Source organism: Alterinioella nitratireducens (assembly GCF_013155465.1).
Taxonomy (GTDB): Bacteria; Pseudomonadota; Alphaproteobacteria; order Rhodobacterales; family Rhodobacteraceae; genus Alterinioella; species Alterinioella nitratireducens.
On the sequence record NZ_JABJVX010000001.1, the window covers coordinates 199,422 to 216,878 of the forward strand.

Annotated in this window: 19 protein-coding genes; 12 read left to right on the forward strand and 7 right to left on the reverse strand. The window is 67.0% G+C overall.

The window, feature by feature from the left end:
* Positions 1–116 precede the first annotated feature (116 nt).
* Both HNS34_RS00905 and HNS34_RS00910 read right to left on the reverse strand, forming a co-directional pair.
* Entirely contained in the window at positions 117–992 is an 876-nt protein-coding gene (locus HNS34_RS00905) for a PRC-barrel domain-containing protein (protein ID WP_172317072.1), read from the reverse strand.
* Positions 993–1,145: 153 nt separating this feature from the next.
* Positions 1,146–2,357 carry an MFS transporter gene (locus tag HNS34_RS00910; RefSeq protein WP_172317074.1) on the reverse strand — a complete coding sequence of 404 codons (1,212 nt, stop codon included), beginning with the start codon at positions 2,355–2,357 and terminating at the stop codon, positions 1,146–1,148.
* Between the two features lie 211 nt (positions 2,358–2,568).
* On the opposite strand from HNS34_RS00910, the gene HNS34_RS00915 reads away from it, so the two are divergent.
* Positions 2,569–3,615 (forward strand): aldo/keto reductase, encoded by a 1,047-nt coding sequence (locus HNS34_RS00915; protein WP_172317076.1) that lies wholly within the window; start codon positions 2,569–2,571, stop codon positions 3,613–3,615.
* Here the strand turns inward: HNS34_RS00915 and HNS34_RS00920 are convergent.
* Complete coding sequence (locus HNS34_RS00920; protein WP_172317078.1) at positions 3,609–4,574, reverse strand: GlxA family transcriptional regulator; 966 nt, start codon at positions 4,572–4,574, stop codon at positions 3,609–3,611. The genes HNS34_RS00915 and HNS34_RS00920 overlap by 7 nt on opposite strands.
* 78 nt (positions 4,575–4,652) lie before the next feature.
* Here HNS34_RS00920 and HNS34_RS00925 point away from each other — a divergent pair, with 78 nt between their 5' ends.
* Genes HNS34_RS00925 through HNS34_RS00935 form a run of 3 tightly spaced genes read left to right on the forward strand, consistent with a single transcriptional unit; the run spans position 4,653 to position 7,784 of the window.
* Positions 4,653–5,564 (forward strand): beta-keto acid cleavage family enzyme, encoded by a 912-nt coding sequence (locus HNS34_RS00925; RefSeq protein ID WP_172317080.1) that lies wholly within the window; start codon positions 4,653–4,655, stop codon positions 5,562–5,564.
* Positions 5,561–6,337, forward strand: a complete 777-nt coding sequence (locus tag HNS34_RS00930; RefSeq protein ID WP_172317082.1) for an SDR family oxidoreductase — start codon at positions 5,561–5,563, stop codon at positions 6,335–6,337. The genes HNS34_RS00925 and HNS34_RS00930 overlap by 4 nt, the downstream gene beginning before the upstream one ends.
* Before the next feature lies 1 nt (position 6,338).
* The gene (locus tag HNS34_RS00935; protein ID WP_172317084.1) at positions 6,339–7,784 is read left to right on the forward strand and encodes a carnitine 3-dehydrogenase; all 1,446 of its coding nucleotides are present in this window, start codon (positions 6,339–6,341) and stop codon (positions 7,782–7,784) included.
* A gap of 135 nt (positions 7,785–7,919) precedes the next feature.
* On the opposite strand, the gene HNS34_RS00940 is transcribed toward HNS34_RS00935, so the two are convergent.
* On the reverse strand, positions 7,920–8,777 hold the full coding sequence (locus HNS34_RS00940) for a helix-turn-helix domain-containing protein (RefSeq protein ID WP_172317086.1): 858 nt from the start codon (positions 8,775–8,777) through the stop codon (positions 7,920–7,922).
* Between the two features lie 141 nt (positions 8,778–8,918).
* Here HNS34_RS00940 and HNS34_RS00945 point away from each other — a divergent pair, with 141 nt between their 5' ends.
* Genes HNS34_RS00945 through HNS34_RS00955 form a run of 3 tightly spaced genes read left to right on the forward strand, consistent with a single transcriptional unit; the run spans position 8,919 to position 11,674 of the window.
* On the forward strand, positions 8,919–9,803 hold the full coding sequence (locus tag HNS34_RS00945; protein WP_172317088.1) for a fatty acid desaturase: 885 nt from the start codon (positions 8,919–8,921) through the stop codon (positions 9,801–9,803).
* A 30-nt stretch (positions 9,804–9,833) separates the two neighbouring features.
* On the forward strand, positions 9,834–10,748 hold the full coding sequence (locus HNS34_RS00950) for a DMT family transporter (RefSeq protein WP_172317090.1): 915 nt from the start codon (positions 9,834–9,836) through the stop codon (positions 10,746–10,748).
* Positions 10,745–11,674 (forward strand): AEC family transporter, encoded by a 930-nt coding sequence (locus HNS34_RS00955; protein WP_172317092.1) that lies wholly within the window; start codon positions 10,745–10,747, stop codon positions 11,672–11,674. The genes HNS34_RS00950 and HNS34_RS00955 overlap by 4 nt, the downstream gene beginning before the upstream one ends.
* A 43-nt stretch (positions 11,675–11,717) precedes the next feature.
* Here HNS34_RS00955 and HNS34_RS00960 read toward each other — a convergent pair whose 3' ends face one another.
* Positions 11,718–12,410, reverse strand: coding sequence for an NUDIX hydrolase (locus HNS34_RS00960; protein ID WP_172317094.1), 693 nt, complete (start codon positions 12,408–12,410; stop codon positions 11,718–11,720).
* Positions 12,383–12,763 (reverse strand): DUF983 domain-containing protein, encoded by a 381-nt coding sequence (locus HNS34_RS00965; protein ID WP_172317096.1) that lies wholly within the window; start codon positions 12,761–12,763, stop codon positions 12,383–12,385. Before HNS34_RS00965 ends, HNS34_RS00960 begins: the two co-directional genes overlap by 28 nt.
* A gap of 146 nt (positions 12,764–12,909) precedes the next feature.
* Here HNS34_RS00965 and HNS34_RS00970 point away from each other — a divergent pair, with 146 nt between their 5' ends.
* The 5 genes from HNS34_RS00970 to HNS34_RS00990 all read left to right on the forward strand — a co-directional run bounded on the left by HNS34_RS00970 (position 12,910) and on the right by HNS34_RS00990 (position 15,922).
* Positions 12,910–13,401, forward strand: a complete 492-nt coding sequence (locus tag HNS34_RS00970; RefSeq protein ID WP_172317098.1) for an EF-hand domain-containing protein — start codon at positions 12,910–12,912, stop codon at positions 13,399–13,401.
* 179 nt (positions 13,402–13,580) lie between these two features.
* Positions 13,581–14,165 carry an RNA polymerase sigma factor gene (locus tag HNS34_RS00975; protein ID WP_172317100.1) on the forward strand — a complete coding sequence of 195 codons (585 nt, stop codon included), beginning with the start codon at positions 13,581–13,583 and terminating at the stop codon, positions 14,163–14,165.
* Positions 14,158–14,511 (forward strand): hypothetical protein, encoded by a 354-nt coding sequence (locus tag HNS34_RS00980; RefSeq protein WP_172317102.1) that lies wholly within the window; start codon positions 14,158–14,160, stop codon positions 14,509–14,511. Before HNS34_RS00975 ends, HNS34_RS00980 begins: the two co-directional genes overlap by 8 nt.
* Positions 14,512–14,514: 3 nt before the next feature.
* Positions 14,515–15,015, forward strand: a complete 501-nt coding sequence (locus HNS34_RS00985) for a periplasmic heavy metal sensor (protein WP_172317104.1) — start codon at positions 14,515–14,517, stop codon at positions 15,013–15,015.
* A 226-nt stretch (positions 15,016–15,241) separates the two neighbouring features.
* Positions 15,242–15,922 (forward strand): DUF1344 domain-containing protein, encoded by a 681-nt coding sequence (locus tag HNS34_RS00990; RefSeq protein WP_172317106.1) that lies wholly within the window; start codon positions 15,242–15,244, stop codon positions 15,920–15,922.
* Positions 15,923–15,996: 74 nt separating this feature from the next.
* Here HNS34_RS00990 and HNS34_RS00995 read toward each other — a convergent pair whose 3' ends face one another.
* Positions 15,997–17,370: a diguanylate cyclase gene (locus HNS34_RS00995; protein ID WP_172317108.1), complete on the reverse strand. Its 1,374-nt coding sequence runs from the start codon at positions 17,368–17,370 to the stop codon at positions 15,997–15,999.
* Between the last annotated feature and the right edge of the window lie 87 nt (positions 17,371–17,457).

Below are 17,457 nucleotides of genomic sequence, written 5' to 3' on the forward strand. Positions count from 1 at the left end.
GCGCCGCCCCCCTCGTAGCGGATCGGCAGGGCAAGGACTAGGGGGCGCGGGCAGGCGGCAAGAAGGGGGCCGGTGTCGCCACCGGCCCCCCTCGGGTGCTTCAGTATGGGAAGAGCTTAGCCTTCGTATTCGGGCTGCTGTTCAAGCGCCTCCTGCGTCGAGTCGATATAGACGCGCAGGGTGCCGTCCTCGTCCGAGCGCACGATCTGCAACTCGTCCAGGGTCACGGCGATGCGGTGCTCGCCCAGGCCCAGGAAGCCGCCGATATCCAGCACGGCGCGTTCGATCTGGCCATCCTCCGAAACGATCAGCGAATGGATCTCGCCGACATCTTCGTCGTCGGACCCGTAGACGCTGGTGCCGGTCAAGTCTTCCGCCGTCAACTCGTCGCGCGGCGCTTCGGTAAAGCCCTCGCGCTCGGCCATGGGCCGCGTCAGCATCGGACGGTTCTCGGTCATCGGCACGGTCTCTTCTTCCGTGGCGTCGGGCATCGCTTCCTCGTCCGACTCGGCCATGTCGGTGTCGTCGGACTGGTCTTCTTCGGCCATATCAAGCGCGTCGCCGGCAAATTCGTATTCCGGCGAATCCTGGACACCCGCGGCGCTGGCGTTCACCACGAGGAAGAAGTCGTCGCCTTCGCCGTCTTCCGCGACAAAGCGGATCTGGTCCATGGAGACGGCGGCGTCACGCTCGCCCATGCCCAGGAAACCGCCGACGCCGATGATCACGGCCTCGACGTCGCCGTCGCGGGTCAGCACAATCTCGTTGATTTCGCCGATATCGTCCCATTCGGTCTCGCCGCCCTCGGCGACGCTCATGCCGTCTTCAATCGACTCCTCGGTGGCATAGACGCGCATCCCGATAAGTTCGGAGGCGTTGAGGTTGCGTTCGGCATCAAAAGTCAGGTCCGAGAACGCGCCGGTATGGGCTGCGCCATAGGCGCTGGTGCCCATGACAAGGGCGGTCGCGGTCGTAAGCAAGAAGCGTTTCATGTCTTGTCCTTTCGTTACTCATCAAGCTCGCTGATGCTTGGACAACTCAACGAATGGGCGATGCGTTCCCGGCAGGGTCGCAAGAATATTTTTCCGAAGTGATGGAACAAAATCCGGCTTTGCGTAACGCCTGACAGGAACAGGCAAACCGCCTCATTTCATGCGGAAAATGCGCCCGACACTGAAGCTGGTGCGCGGGATCCAGACATAGCGCGTGCGGGTTCCCGAGGTGCCCCGGCGGCGCATCCGGATCAGCCCGAACACAACCAGCACAAGATGCGCGACCGAGATGAAGACGAAAAGCGCGCCGGGCCCAAAGAGGGTGATCAGGTTCGAGGTCAGAAGCGGCGCGACAATCGCCCCGAGCGCGAAGAAGAACATCAGCGCGGCAGAAAGCTCCACCCGCTCGTGATCCTCGGCCCAGTCATGCGCATGGGCCGCCGAGACCGAATAGATCGGCATCGTCACCAGCCCGAAGGTGAAGGCCGCCAGCATCACCGCCGTGGTGCCCATATCCGATGTCGTGATGGTCACGATACAGGCGGGCAGGGCAGCCAGCGACAGCCAGATCAGTATCCATCGGCGGTCATAGCGATCCGCCAGCCAGCCCACCGGGACCTGCGCCAGCGCGCCGCCAAGGACGAAGGCGGCCAGGAAGAACGCGATCTGTTCGGGGCGCAGGCCAACCTCGGCCCCGTAGAGCGGCCCGACCATGCGGAAGGACGCCGAGGAGACAGCGGCCACCATCACGCCCGCAACCGCCAAGGGCGACCGCCTCCAGGCCAGACCGGGGCGCAGGCGCGGCGCCGAGGGCGTCTCGGGCTCGGTCGTCTTGGTCAGCGTCAGCGGCAGCAGCGCGGCGCAGCTCAGGATCGCGAGCAGATTGTAGGAAACGTAATGGGCGGGCTCCAGGATGCCGATGAAAAGCTGCGCGACCAGCGATCCGATCATGTCCACCATCCGGTAGCTGCCCATCATCCGCCCGCGCGTCTCGTTCGTGACCTTGGCCTGCAACCAGGCCTCGGCCACGGTGTAGCAGCCCGCCACCGACAGCCCCGAGGCGACCCGCATCAAGGCCCAGGCCGTGGCATCCACGATCAGCATATGCGCCAAGAGGCCAATGGCCCCCGCAGCCGTGAAGGCGGCGAAGGCGCGGCTGTGGCCGACCGTGCCCATCAGGCGCGGCGCGAACCAGCAGCCGATGAAGAAGCCGAGGAAATGGGCCGAGCCGAGCAGGCCGATCTGGCTGTTGGAAAACCCAAGCTGCGCGCCGGAGAGAACATCCAGCGGGCCGACCCCGCCGGTCGAGATCTGGAGAAGGAAGATCGACAGGAACAGGGCGGCGAAGGAAACGAGAAGGCGCATCGGGGTCCGTGCGAGAGGGGGCTTTCGCACCAAGCTGACCGGGCCGGGCGGGCGGGGCTTGTGCGATTGCGACGGATACTGCGTCGGATTCGGGTCGGGGCACAATGGAAGACGGGCCCTTTCACGGGGCAATCGGTGCCGGGGCCCATCTGCTTGCACCTGCCGCGAACCGCCCTAGGGTGTGGCGCACCTGCCCGGATAAGGAAAAGACATGCGCCGCGTTGCCCTTGGATCGACCAATGAAACCGTTTCGGAACTGTGCCTCGGCACCATGACCTGGGGCACCCAGACCCCGGCAGAGGATGCGTTCCGCCAGATCGACCGCTGCCTTGAGGCCGGGATCACCATCATCGACAGCGCCGAGATGTACCCGGTCAACCCGGTCAGGCCCGAGACCTGCGGCCGCAGCGAGGAGATCATCGGCCAATGGAACGCGGCCAACCCCTCGCGGCGCGGGGCCTATCAGCTCGCCACCAAGATATCCGGCTATAACGAACGCTTCATGCGCCCCGGTGAGCCGATCAGCGCCAGAACCTTCCGCGCCGCCTTCGAGGGCTCTCTGAAACGCTGCCAGACCGATCACATCGACATCTACCAGTTGCACTGGCCCAACCGCGGCTCATACCATTTCCGTCAGAACTGGAGCTATGACCCGTCCACGCAGGACAAGGCGCAGACGCTCGATCACATGGCCGAGGTGCTGGAGGAAGCGGGCAAGCTGGTGCAAGAGGGCAAGCTGCGCCATTTCGCGCTGTCGAACGAATCCACCTGGGGCACCGCGCAATGGCTGCGGCTCTCCGAGGATCGCAACCTGCCGCGCGTGCAAACTGTGCAGAACGAATACTCGCTGCTCTGCCGCGCCTATGACACCGACATGGCGGAAATGGCGGTGAACGAGCGCGTGACGCTTCTGGCCTTCTCGCCGCTGGCCTGCGGGATGCTGACCGGGAAATACCAGGGCGGCGACGTGCCCGAGGGCTCGCGCCGGTCGCTGGTGCCGGAGCTTGGCGGGCGCTGGTCCGACCGGGTGGGGCCCGCGATCGACGCCTATCTGGGGATTGCCGAGACGCACGGGCTTGACCCTGTGGCCATGTCGCTGGCCTGGATCCAGACCCGGCCTTTCCCGGTCTCGACCATCTTCGGCGCGACAACCGAGGCGCAACTTGACCGCATCCTGCCCTCGGTCGACCTGAGCCTCAGCCAGGAGGTGCTGGACGACATCGCCGCCGCGCACCGCGCCCATCCCATGCCCTACTGACGCTCTGCCCGCAGGGCCGAGATCGACTGCCCATGCGCCCGCCGAAAGGCGCGGGCCAGTGTCGAGGGGCCGGAAAACCCCGTGCGCAGCGCGATCTCTTGCACGGATAGCCCGGTATCCAGCGCCAGCCTGCGCGCCTCGCTGAGGCGCAGCCGCAGGAAGAACGTGCCGGGGGCGGTGTCCAGATGCTGGCGGAACAGCATCTCCAGCCGCCGCGCCGACAGCCCTTGTGCGCGGGCGATGGCGGCGATGCTGGGCGGTTCCTCCATCTCGGCCTCCATCAGCGCGATGGCGCGGGCCACGGGGGGCGCGAGGCTGGCAAGACGCGCCTGAGAAACCAGGCGCTGCGGGCTCGGCCGGTCCTCGGGGTCATAAAGCAGCGCGTTGGCGACCTGACCGGCAAGCTCCGCCCCGTGATGCTTGCGGATCAGGTGCAGCATCAGGTCGAGGCAGGGCGCGGCCCCGCCCGTGGTCAGCGCGGGGCCGTCGATGACAAAGCGGTCGCGGCTCGGGGTGAGGTCTGGAAAGGCGGCGGCGAACGCCTCCAGGTCTTCCCAATGCGTGGTCGCGTGGCGGCCATTGAGCAGCCCCGCCCGCGCCAGCACCCAGGGCCCGCCATCGACACCGCAATAGGTGATGCCGCGCGCGCGCAACTGCCGCAGCCAGGCGCGCAGGGCAGGGGTGGCATGGGCGTCCAGGCGGAAGCCCGCGACCAGGATCAGCAGGTCCATATCGGCATGCAGCGGCAGCGGGTCGGATTGCAGCGTGATACCGGTGGTCAGCGTCACGTCCCCCCCTTGCGGGCTGAGCACCTGCCAGTCATAGAGGGCCTTGCCCGCCCGCCGGTTCGCGGCCCGGAACGGGTCCAACGCGGCGGCCAGCGACATCAGGTTGCTGTCGGGCAGGAGCAGCAACCCGATGCGGAAGGGCTTTTTCTCAAGGCTTGCGGAATCGGTCATGTCCGTTTCGTATATCGCAAGGCGAAGGGCTGCAATCTGGCCTTTGATGGGCGCGACTCATCACGAAGGAGACCGCCCATGCCCATGACCCCCACGCGCGACGTATTCATCACCTGCGCCATCACCGGATCGGGCGGCACCCAGGACCGGTCTCCGCATGTGCCGCGCAGCCCCGAGGAGATCGCGAATAGCGCCATCGCCGCCGCGCGCGCCGGGGCCGCCATCGTCCATTGCCATGTGCGCGACCCCGAAACCGGCGTGCCGAGCCGCGACCCGAAGCTCTACCGCGAGGTCACAGACCGCATCCGCGCCGCCGATATCGACATGGTCTTGAACCTGACGGCGGGCATGGGCGGCGACCTGGTGCTTGGCGGCGTGGAGCAGCCGCTGCCCACGGGTGACGGCACCGATATGGTGGGGGCGTCGGAACGCCTCGCGCATGTCCTCGAATGCCGCCCCGAGATCTGCACGCTCGATTGCGGCACGATGAATTTCGCCGAGGCCGATTACGTCATGGTCAACACGCCCGGCATGCTGCGCGCCATGGGCAAGATGATCACCGAGGCGGGCGTGCGCCCCGAGATCGAGGCCTTCGACACCGGCCACCTGTGGTTCGCCAAGCAACTGGTCGAGGAGGGCGTGCTGGACGCCCCCGCGCTGGTGCAGCTTTGCATGGGCGTGCCCTGGGGGGCACCCGATGACCTCAATACGCTGATGGCGATGGTCAACAATGTGCCGGATGACTGGACCTTCTCGGCCTTCGCACTGGGACGCAACCAGATGAACATGGTCGCGGCCTCGGTTCTGGCGGGCGGCCATGTGCGCGTCGGGCTGGAGGATAACCTGTGGCTGGAAAAGGGCGTGTTGGCGACGAATGAACAACTGGTGGACCGCGCGCGCGGCATCGTCGAGCGCATGGGCGCGCGGGTCGTCGGCCCGGACCAGGTGCGCAAGCGGCTTGGCCTGGTGAAGCGGGATCCGGTCGGATGAAGGGGCTGTCCGGCGCCCGTGTATTGATCACGGCGGGCGCGGCGGGGATCGGCCGGGTGATGGCCGAGCGGTTCCAGGCGGAAGGTGCGCGGGTCGCGGTCTGCGATGTGGACGCGGGCGCCGTGGCGGATATGCAGGCCGCCAACCCCGGCATCCTGGCCCGCGTCGCCGATGTGACGGAGGAGGGCGCGGTCGATGCGTTCTTCGACGAGGTGCTGGCCGCGTTTGGCGGGCTCGACGTGGTGGCCGCGAATGCCGGGATCGGCGGGCCTGCGGGCGCGATCGAGGATCTGACGCTTGGCGGGTGGAAAGACACGCTTGCCGTCAATCTCGACGGGGCCTTCCTGACCTGCCGCCGCGCGGCCCCGGTTCTGAAGGCGCAGGGGGCGGGGCTGCTTCTGCTGACCTCATCGACCGCCGGTCTCTTCGGTTATCCCTACCGCGCGCCTTACGCAGTGGCGAAATGGGGTATCATCGGGCTGATGAAGACGCTGGCGATGGAACTGGGCCCCTCCGGCGTAAGGGTCAATGCGCTCTGCCCCGGTGCGGTCAGCGGGCCCCGCATGGACCGGGTGGTCGCCAACGAGGCCAGGGCGCGCGGTGTCGGCGAGGACGAGATCCGGCAGCTCTACGTCAAGGGCGTGTCGATGAAGACCTGGGTGGAGGCCGATGACATCGCCGATATGGCGCTGTGCCTGGCCTCCGACATGGGGCGCAGGGTGTCAGGCCAGGCGATGGCCGTGGACGGGCATACGGAAACGATTGGAGATTAGGATGGCACGGGTTGCGGCAATCTTGGGCGGTGGCGTCATCGGCGGCGGATGGGCGGCGCGGTTCCTTCTCATGGGGTGGGATGTGCGGGTGTTTGACCCGGCGCCCACGGCGCAAGAGTCGCTTAGCGCCATGTTGGAGCGCGCCCGCGCGGCGCTGCCCGCGCTCTATGACGTGGCGCTGCCCGGGGAGGGGCGGTTGAGCTTCCATCCCACGATCAGCGAGGCCGTGGCGGGGGCGGAATGGATCCAGGAAAGCGTGCCGGAACGGCTGGAGTTGAAGCGCAAGCTCTACAGCCAGGTGCAGGCGGTCTGCGACGCGAACGCGGTAATCGGCTCCTCCACCTCGGGCTTCACCCCGTCCGAATTGCAGGGCTGCGCCACGCGGCCCGGGCAGATCGTCGTCACGCACCCGTTCAACCCGGTCTACCTGTTGCCGCTGGTGGAACTTGTCGGCTCTGGGAAGACCGATCCGGTCCTTCTGGACAAGGCGGAAGACGTGCTGCGCAGCGTCGGCATGTTCCCCTTGCGCGTGCGCGCCGAGATCCCCGCCCATATCGCCGACCGGTTTCTTGAAGCCGTCTGGCGCGAGGCGCTGTGGCTGGTCAAGGATGGCGTGGCCACGACCGAGGAGATCGACGACGCGATCCGCATGGGGTTCGGCCTCAGGTGGGGGCAGATGGGCCTCTTCGAGACCTACCGCGTGGCGGGCGGCCCGGCGGGGATGCGGCATTTCATCGAGCAATTCGGCCCGACGCTGACATGGCCCTGGACCAGGCTGATGGATGTGCCGGAGCTGACCGAGGAGTTGATCGACAGGATCGCCGACCAATCCGACGCGCAGTCGGGGCATCTGAGCATCGCCGAGCTGGAGACCTTGCGCGATGGCAACCTGATCGGCATGATGCGCAGCCTCAAGGCACGCCGCGCCGCCGTGGGGGCGGTGCTGGCTGCGCATGAGGCGACGATCACGCCCGAGGCCCCGGACCTGATGGTGCCGATGCAGACGCTGGACCGTTTGGTGCCGACCGATTGGGTCGATTACAACAACCACATGAACGAGGCGCGCTACCTGACCGCGATTTCCGAAGCCTGCGACCGGTTCCTGCTATGGGTCGGGGTGACGCCGGACTATATCGCCTCGGGCGGCAGCTGGTTCACGGTGGAAAACCACATCCGGCATCTGGGCGAGGTTCGGATCGGCGCGCGTATCCGGGCGGTGACGCAGGTGCTGGACGCGGCGGGCAAGCGGCTGCGCCTGTTCCATTCGCTTTATTGCGGCGACGATCTGGTGGCGACGGGCGAGCAGATGCTCTTGCATGTGAGCCTGGAGACCCGCCGCGCCGCGCCGCCGCCGCCGGAGATGGCCGATCTGATCGCGCGCATTGCCGCGGCGCATGAGGCATTCGGTCAGCCCGAGGGCGCGGGCGCGGCGATCGGCGCGCGGTAGCGCTCGGTCGACCGAGCGCGGATGCGGCCCGCCGACGGGCCGCGTGGCCCCCGGGGCTGGCGGTGGCGAGACGGATCGGATGGTGCACATGGTGCAGGTGTCGTGCCGGTGAGTATTTGGTCCAAGAAGATGGGATCAGGGGATCTCGGCCCGCAAGGTTGCCAGGAAATCGGGGATGTCGCGGGCCGACAAGCTGGCCCCGCGCACCAGACCGTCGAAATTGCGGGTCACGGCCTGCACCCGGTCGCGGTCGCGGAAGGCGACGTAGTAGCGGCCGAGATAGATCGCCGCCATCTTGGGGCCGAAGACGGTGATCGGCGCGGAGTAGATCCGGCGCGCATCATAGAGCACCAGCCGCAGCGTCGGGTAGAGCTGGTCATAGACCTGGTGCAGCCAGTCGATCTGTTCGCGGCGGGCGGCAGGCGCGAGCCCTTCGAAATAGCCCGATCCCCTGGCGAAGGTGGTCAGGCGGTGCAGCGGCAAAGCGATTTCGTAATCGCAATCGGTGCTGCGCATCCAGTCATAGCGCGCACTGGCCGCGGCGATGGCCTGGCCCGCCGACTTGCCGGTCGCATCGCCATATTCCCATTCCATCACCGCATGCGTCTTGAGCATGTCGGGCAGGGTCGCGGGGACGTGGCGGATCTTGTAGCCCGCCGCCTCGCGGTGCCAGTCGAAGATGCGGTCGTCGCCGGTGCCGGCGCGCTCGGCATCGGCCATTGTCGTCGCCAGCAGGCTGCCGGTGCGTTCGGCCCTGTCGGAGAGGCCGAGGAGCCAGTCCGCCGAGACCTCCAGTGCCTGCGCACAGCCCGCGACGAGGTGGCCGCCGGGCATCCGCGCATCCTCGGAGGTCAGCAATTGCGTCACGGTCGAACGGTCGACCCCGGTGGCGCGCGCCAGCCCGGCGCGGCTGACCCCCGCCATCTGCAACGCGCTGGCGAGGCGGGTGCGGAAGAGGGTGGCGCGGTCCGATTTGCTGATAATTTCATACATTGTTTGATATTATCACCAAAGTTGGCGAATTGAAGAGTAAATTCGGACTGCCCGATACCCGTTCCGGTTGTTAGGTAGAGGGCAGCACGGGGCCGGGACAGCCTCGCTGCATCATTGAAATTGTTGAAGGAACGGGTGCCGATGCGTGTCGAATGGCCGACTCTGGGATTGATTGCTTGTGGATACCTTGCCTGGGGGCTGGCGCTGTTCTGGTTGCCGGACGTCTGGCTGCCACTGGCCATCGCGGGGGCGGTCCTGGCGATCACGCTGCATTCGTCGCTGCAACATGAGGTGCTGCATGGCCATCCCTTTCCGGGGCGCCGTGCCTTGGGCGAGGCGCTGGTCTATCCGTCTCTGAACCTCGTCATCCCCTATGCGCGGTTTCGCGACACGCATCTGGCACATCACTTCGACAGCAACCTGACCGATCCCTATGACGACCCCGAAAGCAACTACCAGGATCCGCGCGTCTGGCGGCGCTTGCCGCGTGTGGTGCAAGCGGTGCTGCGGATCAACAACACGCTGCTGGGGCGGATCGTGATCGGGCCGGCGCTTGGCCAGATCACCTTCATGGCGGGCGATCTGAGGGCAATCCTGCGCGGCGACCGGCTGGTGTTGCGCGCCTGGCTCGGGCAGGGGGTCGTCACCGGGGCGATCCTGGGGCTGGTCGCGGTCTCGCCCATGCCGATCTGGGCCTATCTGCTGGCGGCATATCTGGGGCTTGGCGTGCTGAAGATCCGCACCTTCCTGGAGCATCAGGCGCATGAACTGGTGCGCGGGCGCACGGTGGTGGTCGAGGATCGCGGGCCGCTGGCCTTCCTCTTCCTCAACAACAATTTCCACATTGTCCATCACATGCACCCCAAGATGCCGTGGTATCGCCTGCCGGGGCTCTATTTCGCCAATCGCGAGAAATACCTGACCCGCAATGGCGGCTATCGCTATGCCAGCTACGCCGAGATCTTCCGTCGCCATCTGATCCGCGCCAAGGACACCGTGCCGCATCCGCTGCGCCCGCAGGATTGACGCCCACGTCATTCGGCGCGATGTAGCGCCATGCCCGTCTGGATCGTCGCCTCAATCTTTGCCGCCTTCATGCAGAACCTGCGGTTTCTGCTGCAGCGGCATCTGAAGGTCACGACACTCTCGACGGGCGGCGCGACATGGGCGCGGTTCCTTTATTCGGCGCCGCTGGTGGCGGTTCTGGTGCTGGTCTATGCGGGGGCCAGCGGGCAGGGCTGGCCCGGCACAAATGCGCGGTTCTGGGGTTTCGTGGTGACCGGCGGGCTGGCACAGATGCTGGCCACCGCCTGTGTCGTGGCGCTGTTTGCGCGGCGCAACTTCACCGTCGGCATCACGCTGAAGAAAACCGAGGTGATCCTGACCGCCGGGTTCGGGCTGCTGATCCTGGGCGAGGCGGTCTCAGCCCCCGTCCTGGTGGCCATCGTCGTGGGGTTCGTGGGTGTGCTGCTGCTGTCGGACCCACCCAAGGGCGCGGTGCCGCTGCGCTGGCGGGCCCGGATCTTCAACGCGGCCTCGGGCTATGGCCTCGCCTCGGGCGTCCTCTTCGGTATCTCCGCCGTGGGCTATCGCGGCGCATCGCTGGCGCTGGAGGCAGGCGACGTGATGCTGCGGGCAAGCTTCACGCTGTCGGCGGCGACGGCGGTGCAGACGCTGATCCTCGGGCTCTGGCTGTTCCTGCGTGAGCGCGAGGAGATCGGCAAGGTCGTCGCGTCCTGGCGTGTCTCGGCATTGGTGGGGCTCACCTCGATGGCGGGCTCGCTCGGCTGGTTCATCGCCTTCACGCTGCAAACCGCGGCGCTGGTCAAGGCGGTGGGGCAGGTGGAACTGGTCTTTACCTTCCTCTTCTCGATCTTCTGGCTCAAGGAAAGATCGTCGGGCAAGGAGATCGCGGGCATCGCCCTGATCCTCGTCAGCCTGGGGATCATCATCGCGGGGACGCTGCTGTGAATATCCTGATCTCCATCGCGCCGGTCTTCGTGCTGATCTGTCTTGGCTATGCCTTGCGGCGGGGCGGAATTCCGTCGACGGAATTCTGGAACCTAAACGACCGGCTGGTCTATTTCCTGCTGATGCCGGCGCTGTTCTTCGTCCGCGTCTCCACCGCCGACCTGAGCGGAGGAGGCCTCGGCTGGATGGCGGCGGTGCTTTATGCCGGGTTCTTCACGGCGCTGGCCTTCGGGGTGCTGTCGGGGCGATTGATGCGCATGGATGGCCCTGCGGGCAGTTCTGTCATGCAGGGGGCGGGCCGCTTCAACACCTTCATCGCGCTGGCCGTGGCCGAGGCGCTTTACGGGACGCAAGGGTTGCAGATCGCGGTGCTGGCGGCCTCGCTTCTGGTTCCGGTGGTGAACCTGAGCGTGGTCAGCCTGTTCGCCGTCATGGTGCCGCAAGACGGCGCGCGGCCCGTGGTCTCGGCGCTGAAGGGGCTGGCGACGAACCCGCTGATCCTGTCGATCCTGGCGGGGCTTGCGTGGAACATCGCGGGTTTCGGCGAATTGCCGGTGCTGCATGAAAGCCTCACCATACTGGGCGCGGCGGCGCTGCCGATCATGCTGCTTTGCGTCGGCGCGAACCTGAAACTGCGCGGGCTGACGGCGGAGGCGGGTCCGATCCTGGCCTCGGGGATCGGCAAGCTCTTGCTGTTCCCGGCGGTGGTGGCGGGGCTGGCGCTGGCGATGGGTCTCACGCCGATGCAGGCGCAGGTGGCGCTGATCTACGGCGCGCTGCCGACGGGGGTGGCGGCCTATACGCTGGCGCGTCAACTGGGGGGCGATGCGCCGCTGATGGCGGCGATGATCACGGTGCAGACGCTGGTGTCGTTCCTGACCATGCCGCTGTGGATCGCGTTGGGCGAGGCGCTGTTCCTGCGCTAAGCCGAGGCTTTTCGAAAAGCCTCGTGAGCGATTTCGAAATCGCTCAGAGCCGCTCGAACCGGCTGATCTCGCCCGTGTTGTTGAAGAACGGCACGCCGGGTTGCGCCTCGCCTTTCAGGATCGCGCCGATCTCGGCCAGCACGACCTCGGTGATGAAGGGCATGTCAAAGCCGCGCGCCTCGTCCAGTGGCACCCATTGCAGGTGGCTCAACTCATCCTCGGCGCTGGAGAAATCGTCCGGGTCATTTGCCAGCCGCTCCGCATCGGCCATGAAAAACCGCGCATCGAAGCGGCGCGGGCGGCCCGGCGGCGTGATCGCGCGAAAGACGAACCGGAGCGCGTCGCCATCGGGCAGGTGGCCGGTGGCGAGATACCCGCGCCAGCCCTGCGGGGCCGCGATGGTTTCCGCACGCGGATCAGGCGCGCCCAGAAGCAGCCCGGTCTCCTCCCACAGCTCGCGCGTGGCGGCGGCCAGAAGGGCGGCGGCGGGCAGGTCGGATTGATTGGCAAGCCGGGTGGCGCAGTCGGGCGTCGGGGCGCAAGCCAGCGGGATCCGGGCATCGACCGCATCGACCGCGCCGCCGGGGAAGACGAACTTGGACGGCATGAAGGCCGCCGCCTTGCCGCGCTGCCCCATCAGCACGCGCGGGCGGGTTCCCGCGTCGCGCAGCATGATGATCGTCGCGGCGTTGCGAATGGCGCTCTTGTCTAGAATCCGTGCATCCTCTTGGCCCATTGCACCCCCACGAACGCGCCTTTCAACCGGGGCAACATGTAAAGCGCCAGCAGGACCGAGCCAAGCGAGAACACGGTCACCATGACCCAGGGGCCGGGGCGATAGGCGATATAGACATGCAGCATCGCGGCCAGCATGACATGGCCGGTGACAAGGATCGCGACATAGGCCGGACCGTCATCGACGCGGGCATGGCTGATATCCTCGCCGCAATGGGGACAGGTGGCGTGCAGTTTCAGGTAGCTGCGCAGGATGCGCCCCTCGCCGCAGTTTGGGCAACGCTTGCGCCAGCCGCGCCGGACGGCGGGCCAGAAGGGCCGCTCGGCGGCGATCGGGGTCGAGGCGGGGTGCATGGGCGGCGGTCCTGCGTGTCGGGGCGGGGTGCCCCTCGGGATATAGGGCATTGCGGCCCCGGAACGAAATTACTTTGCATGATTTGCGACGGAATGTCCTGCGAGGCCCGTGGAACCCTCAGACAATCAAGATAAGGAGTTCTGAAATGTCGATGAAAACCGCCCTGTTGCTTGGCCTGCTGATCCCCGTCGGATTTGCCGCCACCCTGCCCGCCAACGCCATGGGCCCCGGCGGGCAGGGCCGCCCCGCCTTCTCGGACCTGGATGCGAACGGCGATGGCAGCCTGACCCTGGAGGAGCTGCAATCGGCGCATGAGACGCGGATGGCCGAGGCCGATACCGATGGCGACGGCGCGCTCAGCCGGGATGAGTTGATCGCCCGCGCCACGGATCGCGCCGCCCAGATGATCGACCGCCAGATGGCCCGGTTCGACGACAACGAGGACGGGATGCTTAGCGCCAATGAGCTGGACGACATGCGCCCGCGCGGCGGCGATCCCGAACGCATGTTCTCGCGGATCGACGCCGATGGGGATGGCGTGGTCAGCGAAGCCGAGTTCGAGGAAGTCGCGCAAGGCATGGGCCGCCGTCACGGGCAGGGCCAGCAACGCGGTTGGGGGCACCGGTCGAACGGATAACCCCCCTTGCACGGGGCGGCGCCATGGCCCCCGCGCGCCGCCCCGTGCAGCCGGGCCGCTGATGGCGACAGCACTTTGCGTTCTATCTGCTCCAGACAGTATCGAAAGGCGCGTTCGACCGCAGGCAGAGGCAGCGTCTTTCGATTCAAATCAAACGCAAAGTGCTTTAGAACAGGAGAATGGAGCCCTTGGATGCCCAGTTGGACGAGCTGCAGGATGACGCGCTGATGCTGCTCTTCGCACAAGGCGAGGCCGGGGCCGCGCGGATCCTGACCGCCCGTCTTCTGCCGCGCGTCCTGAACCATGCGGCGCGGGTCCTGGGCAATCGGACGGATGCCGAGGATGTCGCGCAGGAGGCGATGCTGCGGCTCTGGCGCGCGGCGGGCGACTGGCAGGCGGGCGGGGCCAAGGTCTCGACCTGGCTCTACCGGGTGACGGCGAACCTGGCCATTGACCGGCTGCGCCGCACGGGCCGCGCCGTGGGGCTGGACGACACGGATGAGCCGGCGGATGAGGATGCGCTGGCCGCCGATGACCGGTTGATCCGGGCCGACCGGATGGCGGCCCTTGATGCAGCACTGGCCCGCCTGCCCGAGAGGCAGCGACAGGCCGTGGTGCTGCGCCATATTGAAGGGGTCTCGAACCCCGAGATTGCCGAGGTGCTGGAGATCAGCGTCGAGGCCGTTGAAAGCCTGACCGCGCGCGGCAAACGTGCGCTCGCGGCGGCACTGGCAGGGCAGAAGGAGGCCTTGGGTTATGGGTGACAAACGCGATGATCTTGACGATCTGCTGGCCTCTGCCCGCGATGCCGAGGCCCCCTCGGATGCGCTGATCGCGCGGGTGCTGGCCGATGCCGCCACCGTGCAGGAGGATTTGCAGGCCCCGGCCCCCGCTTCCCGGCGCGGGTGGGGCGCGTGGCTGTCGGGGATCGGCGGCTGGCGCGGTGCGGGCGGCCTGGTTGCGGCCACCGCGACCGGGCTGATGGTCGGGGTTTATGCGCCTGATAGCGTCGATGCGCTTCTGGACGGAGCCCTGACCGATTACGGCGTGATCGCAAGCGATGAGCTCGTGTCCGGATGGGGCGCGCTTCTGGACCTGGAGGATGGCTGAGACATGAATACGCCTGAGACACAGCCCCGCCCGCCCCGCACCCCGCGCGGTGTCAAGATCGTGCTGGCGATGAGCCTCGCGATCAACCTGCTGATTGCGGGGGCCGTGGGCGGCGCGTTCCTGGGCGGGCGGCCCGAGGGCGGTATGCGCGACCGGGCCGAGGCCGCGCGCATCCTGGGGCTCGGCCCGCTGGCCACCGCGCTGGATCGGCGCGACCGGGCTGCCGTGATCTCCGCCGCCGGGGCCGACCGCGCCGCGATGCGGGCCGAACGCCAGCGTCTTGTCGAGGCCGCCCGCGACTTTGCCGAGGCGGTGCGCGCCGATCCGTTCGACCGCGCCGAGGCCGAGGCCGCGCTGGAGCGTCAGCGCGCCATCGTCTCCGGGCTTCAGGATCGCGGCTACGGCGCATTGCTGGATTATCTTGAAACCATGCCCGCCGAGGACCGCGCGGCATTCGCCGACAGCCTGCAACACATGCTGGCGCGTCAGGGCCGGGGGCGCTGAACCGGGGGCGGGGCATGTCCTGCGCCTATCGCCTCCTCGCTCGGGGCGGGCGCGCCAAGAGGTTCACGCTTACGTGATCTCTTGGCCCGAGCGCCTTTATGGCAAGGCGCTCGGGCACCTGCCGGGTTATCCGCGCACAAAAATTTCCGGTTCTCTTGGAACATCTCCGGATGGGGCGTCGTTGTGCCGCCATACGAAGGCGAACGAGAGAGAAAGGATTTCTATCATGCGTAAGCAACTTCTATCCGCCACACTGATGAGCTCGCTCATTTTCGGCGGCGCAGCGCTGGCCGAAGAAACCCTGGGTACCATCGTGTCCATCGACCCGGCTGGCAACGCCGTGACCCTCAATGACGGCAACGAGTATGTCTTTGCCGATTCCGCAAGCGACAATGATGGCGGCCCCTTGCTGGCGGGCTATTCCGTCGGTGACATGGTCATGGTCAACTGGACCATGCAGGGCGACCGCCGCGTTGCACGCTCCATCGGTGGCAGCGCCGCCGTCAGTGAAATGGGTGTGATCGCAGACATCGACACCGCGGGCCGGACCGTGACATTGGCCGATGGCCGGATGTTCAGCTTCCCCGACCGCGACGGTGCCGAGGCACCCGACATCTCCGGCTTCACCGTCGGCGACTCGGTCGAAATCACCGCCGCGATGGAAGGCGACGGAATGGTCGGCCTGTCGATTGCATCCGCTGTCTCCACGCAAGTGACCGGCACGGTGGCCGCGATGGACGAGGGCGAGTTCTCGGTGACGCTGGATGATGGCAACACCTACGTCTTCCCGACCGAGATGAATGATCGCCTGCGGAACTTCGCGGTTGGCGACATGGTGACCATCACCGCGGTCGAGACAGGCACCGACATGATGATGCAGGGCCTGTCGATCGCACCGGCAAGCTGACCGGCGGGATCGTTGAAGACATTGGGAAGGGGCGCGGCTTTCGCGCCCCTTTTTTCCTGTCTGCCGTGGCGGGGTCAGGCCGCCGAGGCCGAGGCTGACACCGTCACCAGGTTGCGGCCCTCCGATTTCGAATCGTAGAGCGCCCGGTCGGCCCGCGCGATCAGCGCGTCGGCCTGGTCCTGTCCGGGCTGGCCAAGCGCGATGCCGACGCTGACCGTCACATTGATCGGTTGGGCAATGCCGGGCAGCGAGATCGGCTGCCCGCCGATGGCCCGGCGCAAACGCTCGGCGCAATGCAGGGCGTGGTCGGGATCGGTGTCGGGCATGGCGACGAGGAATTCCTCGCCCCCCAGGCGGGCCACCAGATCCTGGCCGCGCAATTGGCTGCGCAGGCGCTTGGCGATGGTGGCCAGCACCCGGTCGCCGGCGGCATGGCCGAATTGGTCATTGACCAGCTTGAAGTGATCCAGGTCCAGCATCATCACCGCCAGGCCCTGTCCGGGCGCGGCCAGCAGGCGGCCAAGCTGGTTCAGCGCGTAGCGCCGGTTGTGCAGCCCGGTCAGGCTGTCGGTCACGGCCAGTTCCAGCCCGGCCTCGACCGTGGCGCGCAGCCGGTCGGATTGCCGCTTGCGCCGAAGTTGCGTCTTGATGCGCACCGACAGTTCCGCCGGGTCGAACGGATCGTAGAGGATGTCGCCCGCGCCCAGGTCCAGCGCCACCGCGCCGCGTTCGATATCGCCCTTGGGCAGGATCATCACCACCGCCGAATGGCGCGAGGCGGGGCGCGAACGCAAATCGGACAGCAGCCGCAACCCTTCGTTGCGCGTGCCCAGGTCGGCCGAGATCACGAAGACATCCGGCACCGCCTCCATCCCCGTGCCCGACAGCGCCTGTTCGCGCGGCAAGACCTGCAAGGCGGCGGTGCCCTGCGCCTCCAGCGCGCGTTTCCAGGTGACGCCGGTGGCGGCATCGGGGGCGACCAGCGCGACCTTGCCCGCGGGCGAGAACCCGGCGGCAGGTTCCGCAAAGCCGAAGCCAGCGCAGCTTTCCTCACGCAGGCGCAGCTCGCGCTGAATCTCATGCGCGCGCAGGAGCGACCGCACCCGCGCCAGCAGCGTGACCTCATCGACCGGCTTGGTCAGGTAATCATCCGCGCCGCGTTGCAGCCCTTGCATCTTGCTGTCCTGGTCGGCCAGCGCGGTGATCAGGATGACGGGAATATCGGCGGTGGCGGGATCGGCCTTGAGTTGTTCGCAGACCGCAACGCCGCTCATGTCGGGCATCAGCACATCCAGCAAGATCAGGTCCGGCTGCTCGGATTTCGCGATGCGCAGCGCCGCCGCCCCGCAATCGGCCTGCAACACTGAATAGCAGGCCGCCGCGAGCTTGACCTTCATGACGATGCGATTGGTGGCAACGTCGTCCACAACGAGAATGCGCCCTGTCATCGAATGCTCCGCCGCTGGTTTATCTCTGGGCTTTGTTCATCCATGCTCCCGAAAGGTTAATAAAGCCTTTAACGCAGAGATGAGGAC

Excerpts from the sequence above, each read along its gene's own strand:
- HNS34_RS00905 (WP_172317072.1), bottom strand. The coding sequence starts at position 992 with ATGAAACGCTTCTTGCTTACGACCGCGACCGCCCTTGTCATGGGCACC.
- HNS34_RS00910 (WP_172317074.1), bottom strand. The coding sequence starts at position 2,357 with ATGCGCCTTCTCGTTTCCTTCGCCGCCCTGTTCCTGTCGATCTTCCTT.
- HNS34_RS00915 (WP_172317076.1), top strand. The coding sequence starts at position 2,569 with ATGCGCCGCGTTGCCCTTGGATCGACCAATGAAACCGTTTCGGAACTG.
- HNS34_RS00920 (WP_172317078.1), bottom strand. The coding sequence starts at position 4,574 with ATGACCGATTCCGCAAGCCTTGAGAAAAAGCCCTTCCGCATCGGGTTG.
- HNS34_RS00925 (WP_172317080.1), top strand. The coding sequence starts at position 4,653 with ATGCCCATGACCCCCACGCGCGACGTATTCATCACCTGCGCCATCACC.
- HNS34_RS00930 (WP_172317082.1), top strand. The coding sequence starts at position 5,561 with ATGAAGGGGCTGTCCGGCGCCCGTGTATTGATCACGGCGGGCGCGGCG.
- HNS34_RS00935 (WP_172317084.1), top strand. The coding sequence starts at position 6,339 with ATGGCACGGGTTGCGGCAATCTTGGGCGGTGGCGTCATCGGCGGCGGA.
- HNS34_RS00940 (WP_172317086.1), bottom strand. The coding sequence starts at position 8,777 with ATGTATGAAATTATCAGCAAATCGGACCGCGCCACCCTCTTCCGCACC.
- HNS34_RS00945 (WP_172317088.1), top strand. The coding sequence starts at position 8,919 with ATGCGTGTCGAATGGCCGACTCTGGGATTGATTGCTTGTGGATACCTT.
- HNS34_RS00950 (WP_172317090.1), top strand. The coding sequence starts at position 9,834 with ATGCCCGTCTGGATCGTCGCCTCAATCTTTGCCGCCTTCATGCAGAAC.
- HNS34_RS00960 (WP_172317094.1), bottom strand. The coding sequence starts at position 12,410 with ATGGGCCAAGAGGATGCACGGATTCTAGACAAGAGCGCCATTCGCAAC.
- HNS34_RS00965 (WP_172317096.1), bottom strand. The coding sequence starts at position 12,763 with ATGCACCCCGCCTCGACCCCGATCGCCGCCGAGCGGCCCTTCTGGCCC.
- HNS34_RS00970 (WP_172317098.1), top strand. The coding sequence starts at position 12,910 with ATGTCGATGAAAACCGCCCTGTTGCTTGGCCTGCTGATCCCCGTCGGA.
- HNS34_RS00975 (WP_172317100.1), top strand. The coding sequence starts at position 13,581 with ATGGAGCCCTTGGATGCCCAGTTGGACGAGCTGCAGGATGACGCGCTG.
- HNS34_RS00980 (WP_172317102.1), top strand. The coding sequence starts at position 14,158 with ATGGGTGACAAACGCGATGATCTTGACGATCTGCTGGCCTCTGCCCGC.
- HNS34_RS00985 (WP_172317104.1), top strand. The coding sequence starts at position 14,515 with ATGAATACGCCTGAGACACAGCCCCGCCCGCCCCGCACCCCGCGCGGT.
- HNS34_RS00990 (WP_172317106.1), top strand. The coding sequence starts at position 15,242 with ATGCGTAAGCAACTTCTATCCGCCACACTGATGAGCTCGCTCATTTTC.
- HNS34_RS00995 (WP_172317108.1), bottom strand. The coding sequence starts at position 17,370 with ATGACAGGGCGCATTCTCGTTGTGGACGACGTTGCCACCAATCGCATC.